Below are 10000 nucleotides of genomic sequence, written 5' to 3'. Positions count from 1 at the left end.
TCCTCGGCACCTTCCGGCGCGATTTCCATACCCAACAAACGGGCAGCGCGCGTAATGACCTGCCGCAATTCTTCAATGCTATAGAATTGCAAACGCACCGGAATCCCGAAACGATCGCGCAAAGGCGTGCTTAACAAACCTTGGCGGGTCGTTGCGCCTACAAGGGTGAAATGCGGTAAATCAATTCGGACAGAACGCGCAGAAGGCCCCTCACCTATCATCAAATCCAAAGCGCGATCTTCCATCGCGGGATAAAGGACTTCTTCGACGACCGGCTGCAAACGATGAATTTCGTCGATAAAAAGAACATCGCCATCTTCAAGATTGGTCAAAAGGGCAGCCAAATCGCCGGACTTTACAATAACAGGGCCCGAAGTCGCTCGAAAGCCAACGCCCATTTCGCGGGCGATAATCTGGGCTAAGGTTGTTTTTCCTAACCCAGGGGGGCCAAAGAAAAGCACATGATCGAGCGATTCCTGCCGTTTTTTTGCCGCATCGATAAAGACGCGGATATTCTCTCTTGCAGCCTGTTGTCCGATAAACTCATCCAGAGAACGCGGGCGCAAGGCCTGATCGGGGTCGGCATTTTCGGCTTCGGGATTTAATAAACTATTGCGCGTCATAAAAAGAAAAAGACCATGAAAAGAAGAGGAAATAAAGTTTTTTTAAAAACTGCCTCATTTTTTCGCGACAGGAATCACAAGGCAGTTGATTGCAGACAGATCAGAAAAATGCTTATCCTTCATAAGGCGATCAGGAGATTACGCAATGACGGATAAACCCGCGATTCTATTACGCACCCCGCTTTTTTACGGGGCAAGAGACAAGCTCGATTCTCTCTTTACGGTTTACGAATATGGTACAAAAATAACCGCCGAGATAGCCCCTCAAATCAAGGCCGTCATCGGCGATGGTCAAGCCCGTTTCAGGGCAGATGATATGGATCAATTTCCGAACCTCGAGATCATTGCTCAATATGCCGTTGGTTTTGACGGCATTGACTTAGAAGCCGCCAAAAAACGAAATATCAGGGTTTCTAATACTCCGGGGGTTTTGACCGAAGATGTCGCTGATATGGCTGTCGGGTTATTCCTTACCTTAAAAAGGGATATCATCCGAAATGATAAGCTGGTTCGTGACGGCGGCTGGATTAAAAAAGAAGAAATTCCTTTGTCTCACAGTGCCAGCAATCTCGATGTCGGGGTCTTTGGTCTAGGACGGATTGGCCAAGCCATCGCCGAAAGACTGGCACCAATGTCCAAATCTGTCAGCTATTGCAGCCGCCATCCCAAGGAAGTCTCTTGTAATTATTACAACAATATCCTTGATCTGGCGAAAGCCGTTGATGTGCTAGTTTTGGCAGCCCCAGGAACAGCCGAGACAAAAGGCCTCGTCAATAAAGAGGTTCTGGAAGCCTTGGGTCAAAAAGGCGTTCTTATCAATATTGCCCGTGGCAGTATTGTTGATGAAGAGGCCTTGATAGAAGCCCTAGAGAAAAACGTCATCGCAGGTGCCGGATTGGATGTTTTTGCCAATGAACCCAATGTGCCAGCGGCCTTACAGCAGTCTCAGAAAGTCGTTTTACAACCCCATTTAGGCAGCGCCACTGTCGAGACACGGACAACAATGGCGCATCTGGTAATCGACAATCTTCAGGCTTTTTTCGCTGGAAAACCGCTTCTTACGCCGGTTGTCTGATTTCATCAGAAAATAAAGAATACAGGGCAGGTCAAACAAAAAAACAAGGATGGCCTGCCCTTCTTTTTTAATTTTCAAAAATATTTTATAGTTATTTCACGTCTATGGATAAAAACAGTTGAAATATATCCATTTTGCGCATCTTCTCTTTTTATCCCATATCGAATAGAGCTTTAATTCTCTTGTGAGAGGATCTTGAGAAGAAAAAATGCGCTATATTGTCAGAAAAAGAAAAGTACAAAGATCAATACAGCCCGTGGATAGCTATATGACAGAAACGCCTACTGATGATGCGGAAGGCAATGACAACCTGACGCCGCAAATCTTGAAAGCCCAAAAACAGGTTGAAGAAGCCAAGCAACGCTATAAATCTTTGCTCGCCCGTCAGGCTGCGGCCAAAAAGAAACATGCGGAAGCACGCCGGAAAATCTTGGGTGATTTACTGATTAAAGCCGCAGAAAAGGACGAACGCTATAATCGGGTTATCAAGGTTTTGATGGATAGCCATCCCCAAGTCAAAACAAACAAAGCCTTTGTTGACTGGGAAGTCCCGCATCCCGAGCATTCATAACCTACAAGGGCAGTCCGCTATCCCCGCTCTCTATTGCGGGGATTCGGCACGGATTAAATTTAATGCTTGGACGATAACCGTAAAGCCAGACGTACAAGACTGTCCAAGGTTGCTTGATCGCCCAATTCTTCCGAAGCCAATTGAACAACTCTCTCAGCTTCCGCCGGTTTAAATCCTAAATTCAAAAGCGCAGACACCGCATCTGCAACAAAATTACCAACATGATGCGCCGAGGCTGCTGACTGGGAAATATCTTCGACCGTCAGATGATCGCCTTTGGCCGAAGAAAACAGCGCAATAGCCGCCGGTTTATCTTTCAATTCATTGATAATACGCTGGGCAATTTTGGGGCCTATCCCATTGGCGCGACAAATCATTGTCTTGTCGCCACTGGAAATCGCTACAGAAATCGCATCGCAGGTCAATGCCGTCAAAATGGCAAGGGCAGCCTTGCCACCAACACCTTGCACCGACGTTAAAAGCCGGAACCAATCCCGTTCTAAATAAGAGGCAAAACCGAAAAGGGTAATCGAATCTTCCCTAATTTGGGTTTCGATATGGACGGTAATTTCACCTTCGGTTTCGGAAAAATAATCTAAAGATCGTCCCGATAATTGGACGAGATAGCCGACGCCATTAACGTCAATGACCGCAGAATCAGAATTTTTTTCAACCAGAAAACCAACCAATCGCGCGATCATCAATATCTCTTTCTATTCCGGTATTGCGACAGCCGCCTATTATGAAGCTCTTACGCGACGAGCATAGCCACGGGCGGACGCATGATGATGGGCATGCGTAATAGCCACCGCCAAAGCATCGGCTGCATCAGGGCCCGCTAACTTCACTCCGGGTAATAGACGGGATACCATGGCTTGCACCTGTTTTTTATCAGCGCTTCCGGTGCCAACAACGGCCTTTTTTACCACATTGGGGTGATATTCCCCAACGGATAACCCAGCTTCGGCAAGGCTAAACAGGGCAATACCGCGCGCCTGTCCCAATTTCAGGGTTGATTGCGCATTGCTATTACCCAAAACCTCTTCAACCGCCGCCATTTCTGGCTGGTGGCTGGCAATGACGGCGGCCAAGGCATCATGTAATAACGCCAACCGCCGTGCCAAAGCCATGGAAGGATCGGTGCGAATTTGTCCATTGGCAATATGACTAAGACGATTACCCTCAACTGTAATCGCTCCCCAGCCGGTCGTTCCCAAGCCGGGGTCAAGTCCCAGAAAAATCATCGGCACCGATCACATCCCTTTTCAGACAGAAAGATTATTCCTGTCCAAGACGTTCCATAACTTCATCATCGATGTCGTAATTGGCCCAGACGGTTTGAACATCGTCATCGTCTTCCAAGGTTTCAATCAACCGCATCAAGGTGCGCGCATTATCTTCATCGACATTGATAACAGTCTGAGGACGCCATGCCAATTTCACGCCTTCTGGTTCACCCAAAACGGCTTCTAATTTGCCAGCGACTTCATGAAGATCAGCCTGAGCGGTCCAAATTTCATGTTCGTCTTCAGAAGAAGAGACATCTTCAGCGCCCGCTTCCAAAGCCGCTTCAAAAATCTTGTCGGGATCACCCGCTTCGGCTTTATAGGTAATCAACCCCATACGATCAAAACCGTGGGTCACAGAACCACTGGTGCCGAGATTGCCACCATTTTTTGAAAGCGCCGTTCTGACATTGGTTGCCGTGCGATTACGGTTATCAGTCAGGGTTTCGATAATCAAAGAAACGCCACTCGGGCCAAAGCCTTCATACCGCAATTCTTCGTAATTATCGCCGTCGCCACCGATAGCTTTTGCAATCGCGCGTTCGATATTATCTTTCGGCATACCACCCGAACGGGCAGCAGCAACGGCTGCACGCAAGCGCGGATTCGCGTTCGGATCAGGTAAGCCGGACTTGGCGGCTACCGTGACTTCACGGGATAATTTGGAAAAAAGGGCGGAACGCTTTTTATCCTGCGCACCCTTGCGATACATAATATTTTTAAATTTTGAATGGCCTGCCATGGTTCCATCTGTCTATACAAGATAACATGAATATCCCCGCATTCGGGGAATAGGGATACTGGCTTTACATCCGACCTAATCAAAAAATTAGACGAAATAAAGCGGGACATGGGTCAGACCACGCCTGATCCAGCCTTCTGTTTAAAGACAATGTCCCGAGCTGACTGACAAATCGACAGTCAGAAGATTCCGGTCTCCGTTTTCAAGTCACAGCACTCTTCTTTTTCAAGCAAAAGCCTAAAAACATACCAAGAAGGAAGAAAACCGTCACTTTACGAGCGGGGTAAATAGCAAAATATCATTTCTATGGGAAGAACAGCCTATCAATAGCGGATATGGCCTCTTCAACAGGCCGAATGATACCGGATCAAAGCCGGATAGCCTCCCGATAAAAATAGAAATTTTATCCGGCAAAGCGTCAAGCGAATCCGCTTTTTCAAGATAGGAAAGTAAAGCCTAGTTCAAGCCCAAAGCATTGCGATAAGTTTCCAGCAAAGCATCCATTTCATCGCGCGCGTCTTTTTCCATTTTCCGCAAGCGGATAACCGAACGCATGGTTTTTGCATCGAAACCTTGGGACTTGGCTTCTAAATAGACATCACGGATATCGTCCGCCATCCCTTTTTTTTCTTCTTCGAGTCGTTCAATCCGTTCGACAAACAAACGAAGTTGATCAGCAGCAATATTTTCTGACATAGTAAAATCAAGTTCCCGTTGAAAAATAACTGAATATATAATTTTTGCCCGTTTTCCAAAGGAAAAGGCATTTCGATATAAGTTTAACCTATCAAGGCTGTATGAAAAAACTCGACAGACAGCAATCTTCTGCCAAGATACGGGAAAGAGACTGTTTTTTTTATTGAAAATGCAGAAAAATATGATCTCTTTGCGAAGAGACGCTTCCCTTTTCCTTCCATTTGTAACAAATTGACAAACGAAGTTGTGCTTGATCATCTGATGATAGAAGCGCAAATGGCATATGTAATTAAATCAGCAAAGCGGAAGGAATAGAAGCTTGACTGAAGGACTTTTCCCACGCGGCCGCAAGGTACGTGTTGTTTCTACGCTGGGTCCTGCCAGCTCGACGGCAGAACAGATTCGTGATCGTTTCTTGGCTGGTGCGGATGTATTCCGTATCAACATGAGCCACGGCACCCATGACGAAAAGAAGGTCATCGTTGACAACATTCGTGCGCTTGAAAAAGAATTCAACCGCCCGACCACGATCCTTTTCGATCTTCAGGGTCCGAAGCTCCGCGTTGGTGACTTCAAAGAAGGCAAGGTTCAGTTGAAAGAAGGCCAGACCTTCACTTTCGATCAGGACACCACCCTTGGCGACGAAACCCGCGTCAACCTGCCGCATCCTGAAATCTTCAAGGCTTTAGACAAGGGTCATCGCCTGCTTTTGGATGATGGTAAGATCGTTGTTCGTTGCATCGAATCTTCCCCGACCAAAATCGTTACCCGCGTCGAAGTTCCGGGTCCGCTTTCCGACCATAAAGGTTTCAACGTTCCTGACGTTGTGATTCCGCTGGCCGCTCTGACCCCGAAAGATCGCAAAGATCTCGACTTTGCTCTTCAGGAAAAAGCTGACTGGGTTGCTCTTAGCTTTGTGCAGCGCGTCGAAGACGTCATCGAAGCCAAAGAACTCATCAAAGGCCGCGCACCGCTTCTCGTTAAACTCGAAAAGCCAGCCGCCATTGAAAACCTCGAATCCATCTTGGCTGCAACCGACGCTGTCATGGTTGCTCGTGGTGACCTCGGTGTTGAATGCTTGCCGGAATCTGTTCCCCCGACGCAGAAGCGTATCGTTGAACGCTCCCGCCAGCTGGGTAAGCCGGTTGTCGTTGCAACCGCTATGCTCGAATCCATGATCAAAGCTCCGGCACCGACCCGCGCTGAAGTAAGTGACGTTGCAAACGCCATTTACGAAGGTGCTGATGGTATCATGCTTTCTGCAGAATCCGCAGCCGGTGTCTGGCCGCATGAAGCCGTCAACCTGATGCATCGTATTGCTTCTTATGTTGAAAATGCTCCGGGTTACATCGAACGCGTTCGCTTCACCCCGACTCCGGCAGAACCGACGACGGTTGATGCTCTGGCTGAAAACGCCAGCAAAACCGCTGAAACGGTTGGCGCAAAAGCAATCATCGTCTTCACTGAAACCGGCAAGACCGCACAGCGCGTTTCCCGCGCCCGTCCGGTTGCTCCGATCCTGTCTCTGACGCCTGATGCCGAAGTTGCTCGTCGTCTTGGTTTGGTCTGGGGCGCACAGCCGGTTCAGGTTTCCACGGTGAAAAGCCTTGACGAAGCCAAGAAGCTGGCTGCTGAAACCGCTAAAAAATACGGTTTCGCCAAAGCTGGTGACAAGCTGGTTGTTGTTGCAGGTGAACCTTTCGGTAAAGCTGGCACCACCAACATTGTTGATGTTATCGAAGCCTAATTCGCTTTATAACAACACAGAAAAAAGGCCGGGGGGATATTTCTCTCCGGCTTTTTTTTAAGCTCAAGAATAGCCCGATATCTGCTTTTCACCCAGATAGTCCCCCCTGCTCGTCACGAAGAAAGACTGTCATCCTCTTTTCTCATTTGGGACAGACTTTCTATGGCAAAAGCAAAGCTGTCCTTCCCAGCTATCCGGCTATTGATGACCTTATTCCCGCTGCGTGCCGCTCAATATCGCGGCCAAGAATGTGGATAATGAAATGTCTTCTTCATCCCCTTCCCCCATAGCCAAAATCGAAAATTTCACGCTTCAAGATGGCGTTTCCCTTGACAATATTCCTTCTGCTCTTCAACTTTTCTGGCAAGCCTTTGAAAGAAAATTAAAGATACCCTTAGGCTCTCCCGAAAAAGGCCAAGAATTTCTTCGTCACAGTATGAATAATCGATCCATTGTCAGCGCGATCGCGCCTGATGGCACATTACTTGGCGTTGCCACTTATAAAAGCCACAACCCAAACTCTCTCGCGCAAGATTTGAAACATCTTTTTGCGACTTACGGGAAAATCAGCGGCCTATTCCGTGGATTATTATTAAGCCAACTCGACCAACAACCCGCCACGGATGAAATGATGGTAGAAAGCATCTGCGTTGATGAAAAAGCGCGTAGCCATGGTATTGGCCATGCGCTTCTTGGCTATATCAAAGAGCAGGCGACCCGACAGGGCATGAAAAGAGTTGTTCTTGATGTCATTACCAAAAATGAAAGAGCGCATCGCCTTTACAGCCGCCTAGGCTATCGAGACATCAGACATCATTCTGTTGGCCTCTTTTCACCTGTTTTCGGTTTTAAAGAGTCTATCCGCATGGGATTAAAACTTCAGACACAATAACCCTGCTATTTACCGCTATATCGGATAGCTTGAAGGGGAACGGGACAAGGCCAGATAACCAAGGCTATCCGATAAAATACCATCATTTCATAAAAGAATGACAGGATAGCCTTTTTCAACCTAGAGAATTTCGGTCAATTTTTCTGAAAATATGATTTTTGACAGAAAACGCTTTCTCTTCCTTCTTTTTAAAAAATCCGATACGGCGATCTTATGACTGAAAGCTCTATTCACGACCCCCTTACTATTCGTCGCCTCTATGGCAGACAACAAGGCCACAGCCTGCGCCCGAAACAAGCAGAATTAGTAGAAACACTGCTGCCACAGCTTGAAATCACAACGGAACAAGCCGTCTCCGCAACGGATCTTTTTGGCGATGATCGCCCCTTGGAATTTGAAATTGGCTTTGGGAAAGGCGAACATCTCGCCGGACAAGCTATGATGCGTCCCGATCATGGTTTTATCGGATGTGAACCTTTCCTCGATGGTGTCGTCGGCTTGCTGACCCATATCGACAATAACCAGATAAAAAATATTCGCCTCCATCGGGGCGATGCCTTGGATATTCTGGAACAGCTTCCCGACAACTGCCTTGACCGTGCCTATTTGCTTCATCCCGACCCTTGGCCAAAAGCCCGCCATGCCAAAAGACGTTTCATGAATCACGGGCCCATAGGTCTTATCGCCCGTAAAATGAAAAAGGGTGGTGAGTTTCGTTTTGGCACCGATCATCCGATTTATTGCCGCTGGGCGATGATGATTATGGGACAACGGCCTGACTTTGAATGGCTGGCACAAACGCCGCGTGATTTTTTACAACGCCCCGAAGATTGGCCACAGACCCGTTATGAAAAGAAAGCCCGCGAAAAGGGACATGAAGTATGGTATTTCCGTTATCGAAGAGTATGACAAACTAATTCCAGAAGAAATTCTTCAAGCTATTGAGTAAAAAGAAGACACTTTTGAAAAAATGGCATAACAGCTTGTTTAAGCTCGATGTTCTTTCCCTTGTCATCTTTGTATAAATATGCTTGTCACTACAGTATAAAAACAAAATATTGCTTTCTAAGAAGCGGTAAGAGAGGAAAAATACGTGTTGGAATTCTTGGCCTTGCTGGCTGCCCAGCCTGTTGTGGACGGCAGGATCAGCACACAACAGAAAGTATCGGCGGCAACCCCTATTCTTTCTTCTTCCGCTTCTACAATATCCGGTGACAACCGCCCGAAACCGATTCTGGATTCCGATAATCCAGATTCTTCTTCTTTTAGCACAGCCACGCCCTCGGCATCCAAAGCAACGCTGTCGACCACAACCAGCAACATCAGCCCATCCAGCCATAAACAACATATGGCCGAGGTCGATTCCACCAAGGGTATCGTCTCTTTCATGGCTGACGATCAAGGCATCATTGCAAATTCGCCTTCAGAAGAAGATGTCATGTGCCGCCCCAATGAAAAAGGCCCCGCCTTGGTGGTGCAGGCAGTTGGTCTGAAAGATCGGAAAGGCTTGCTGCGTATCGACCTTTATCCGCCGAATGAAGATGATTTCATGGCTGATGAAGAAACATTATCCGCGCAAAATAAAATATTCCGGCGGCAGGAAATGATTATCCCGAAAAGTGGTGCTATCAAAATCTGCGTTCGGGTGCCAAAAGCGGGCGTTTATGCCGTTATTCTAACCCATGACCGCGATGCCAATCATCGGGTAACGGTCTCGGAAGATGGCGTGGGTATTCCGATCAATCCGCCTCATCTGATGCATGAACCACGGGTGCAGGAATCCTTGGTAACGATTGGTAGTGGCGTAACCACTATTCCGGTGCGCTTCAATTACCGCCGTGGCTTGCTCTCTTTTGCACCCCTTCGGCGGAAAGACACCATTGATTTCAAAGGTCTCTAATCACTGAGAATCTAATTTCTAAGATGACCTTTTCAAAAAATTAAATTCTTCTTTTCCTAAAATGGCCTGATAGACATCATCAGGCCATTGTTTTAACAGAACAACAATAAGAAAAGATAACCACATCTCTGTTGCCTAAAATCTTAACCTCTGCCGAATATCGCAAAAACGCATTGATCAGCATCAACTATCTTGCATTATTAAACAAAAACACAGCCCTAAATAGTCCAAAAAAATACCCTATCATGGCAATAGGACAGGCATCATTCTTTTTGGAGATAATTGATTTTCTTAGGCTTTTGTCTTTGTTTTAAGAGCTAATTTTATAGATCTTTTGATATGCCTAGAGAGCAAGCCCAAGCTGTAAAAAGATATAACTAAAATCACGACCAAGACCTGATTATACCACCTAGGAACGCACTGTCTTTCTCTCTCAAACAGTCAGCAGCGTTAAAAGCGTCACCTAAA

At 47.0% G+C, this 10000-nt stretch carries 12 protein-coding genes; 6 read left to right on the top strand and 6 right to left on the bottom strand.

Annotated features, from left to right (window positions below):
* Positions 1–623: Holliday junction branch migration DNA helicase RuvB (gene ruvB, locus LDL18_RS01425; protein WP_296506380.1), on the bottom strand; the 623-nt coding region annotated here is incomplete at its 3' end.
* A gap of 145 nt (positions 624–768) precedes the next feature.
* On the opposite strand from ruvB, the gene LDL18_RS01420 reads away from it, so the two are divergent.
* Positions 769–1698, top strand: a complete 930-nt coding sequence (locus LDL18_RS01420) for a 2-hydroxyacid dehydrogenase (RefSeq protein WP_296506378.1) — start codon at positions 769–771, stop codon at positions 1696–1698.
* A gap of 268 nt (positions 1699–1966) precedes the next feature.
* Positions 1967–2269, top strand: coding sequence for a hypothetical protein (locus LDL18_RS01415; RefSeq protein ID WP_296506376.1), 303 nt, complete (start codon positions 1967–1969; stop codon positions 2267–2269).
* A gap of 59 nt (positions 2270–2328) precedes the next feature.
* Here LDL18_RS01415 and ruvA read toward each other — a convergent pair whose 3' ends face one another.
* The 4 genes from ruvA to LDL18_RS01395 form a co-directional block, all read right to left on the bottom strand.
* Entirely contained in the window at positions 2329–2970 is a 642-nt protein-coding gene (gene ruvA, locus LDL18_RS01410) for a Holliday junction branch migration protein RuvA (RefSeq protein ID WP_296506375.1), read from the bottom strand.
* Positions 2971–3009: 39 nt separating this feature from the next.
* Positions 3010–3513: a crossover junction endodeoxyribonuclease RuvC gene (gene ruvC, locus LDL18_RS01405; RefSeq protein WP_011240114.1), complete on the bottom strand. Its 504-nt coding sequence runs from the start codon at positions 3511–3513 to the stop codon at positions 3010–3012.
* A gap of 34 nt (positions 3514–3547) precedes the next feature.
* Complete coding sequence (locus tag LDL18_RS01400) at positions 3548–4297, bottom strand: YebC/PmpR family DNA-binding transcriptional regulator (RefSeq protein WP_296506368.1); 750 nt, start codon at positions 4295–4297, stop codon at positions 3548–3550.
* A gap of 456 nt (positions 4298–4753) precedes the next feature.
* Positions 4754–4993 (bottom strand): DUF2312 domain-containing protein, encoded by a 240-nt coding sequence (locus tag LDL18_RS01395; protein WP_296506367.1) that lies wholly within the window; start codon positions 4991–4993, stop codon positions 4754–4756.
* A 319-nt stretch (positions 4994–5312) separates the two neighbouring features.
* Between LDL18_RS01395 and pyk the strand changes: the two genes are divergently transcribed.
* The 3 genes from pyk to LDL18_RS01380 all read left to right on the top strand — a co-directional run bounded on the left by pyk (position 5313) and on the right by LDL18_RS01380 (position 8541).
* Complete coding sequence (pyk, locus tag LDL18_RS01390; RefSeq protein ID WP_296506365.1) at positions 5313–6740, top strand: pyruvate kinase; 1428 nt, start codon at positions 5313–5315, stop codon at positions 6738–6740.
* 262 nt (positions 6741–7002) lie between these two features.
* Positions 7003–7632, top strand: coding sequence for a GNAT family N-acetyltransferase (locus LDL18_RS01385; RefSeq protein WP_296506363.1), 630 nt, complete (start codon positions 7003–7005; stop codon positions 7630–7632).
* Between the two features lie 213 nt (positions 7633–7845).
* Entirely contained in the window at positions 7846–8541 is a 696-nt protein-coding gene (locus LDL18_RS01380) for a tRNA (guanine(46)-N(7))-methyltransferase TrmB (RefSeq protein ID WP_296506360.1), read from the top strand.
* A 156-nt stretch (positions 8542–8697) separates the two neighbouring features.
* Here the strand turns inward: LDL18_RS01380 and LDL18_RS01375 are convergent, their stop codons facing one another.
* A complete protein-coding gene (locus LDL18_RS01375) occupies positions 8698–9021 on the bottom strand; it encodes a hypothetical protein (protein WP_296506358.1) in 324 nt (107 codons plus the stop codon).
* Here LDL18_RS01375 and LDL18_RS01370 point away from each other — a divergent pair.
* On the top strand, positions 9020–9532 hold the full coding sequence (locus LDL18_RS01370) for a DUF2141 domain-containing protein (RefSeq protein ID WP_296506357.1): 513 nt from the start codon (positions 9020–9022) through the stop codon (positions 9530–9532). The genes LDL18_RS01375 and LDL18_RS01370 overlap by 2 nt on opposite strands.
* Positions 9533–10000 lie beyond the last annotated feature (468 nt).

The organism is Zymomonas sp. (assembly GCF_020216885.1).
Classification (GTDB): Bacteria; Pseudomonadota; Alphaproteobacteria; order Sphingomonadales; family Sphingomonadaceae; genus Zymomonas.
Note: the sequence above shows the minus strand (reverse complement) of the source record. Positions and strands in the feature narration are given on the sequence as shown.

Coding starts and splice junctions, on each gene's coding strand:
- LDL18_RS01420 (WP_296506378.1), top strand. CDS start 769: ATGACGGATAAACCCGCGATTCTATTACGCACCCCGCTTTTTTACGGG.
- LDL18_RS01415 (WP_296506376.1), top strand. CDS start 1,967: ATGACAGAAACGCCTACTGATGATGCGGAAGGCAATGACAACCTGACG.
- ruvA (WP_296506375.1), bottom strand. CDS start 2,970: ATGATCGCGCGATTGGTTGGTTTTCTGGTTGAAAAAAATTCTGATTCT.
- ruvC (WP_011240114.1), bottom strand. CDS start 3,513: ATGATTTTTCTGGGACTTGACCCCGGCTTGGGAACGACCGGCTGGGGA.
- LDL18_RS01400 (WP_296506368.1), bottom strand. CDS start 4,297: ATGGCAGGCCATTCAAAATTTAAAAATATTATGTATCGCAAGGGTGCG.
- LDL18_RS01395 (WP_296506367.1), bottom strand. CDS start 4,993: ATGTCAGAAAATATTGCTGCTGATCAACTTCGTTTGTTTGTCGAACGG.
- LDL18_RS01385 (WP_296506363.1), top strand. CDS start 7,003: ATGTCTTCTTCATCCCCTTCCCCCATAGCCAAAATCGAAAATTTCACG.
- LDL18_RS01380 (WP_296506360.1), top strand. CDS start 7,846: ATGACTGAAAGCTCTATTCACGACCCCCTTACTATTCGTCGCCTCTAT.
- LDL18_RS01370 (WP_296506357.1), top strand. CDS start 9,020: ATGGCTGACGATCAAGGCATCATTGCAAATTCGCCTTCAGAAGAAGAT.
- LDL18_RS01375 (WP_296506358.1), bottom strand. CDS start 9,021: ATGAAAGAGACGATACCCTTGGTGGAATCGACCTCGGCCATATGTTGT.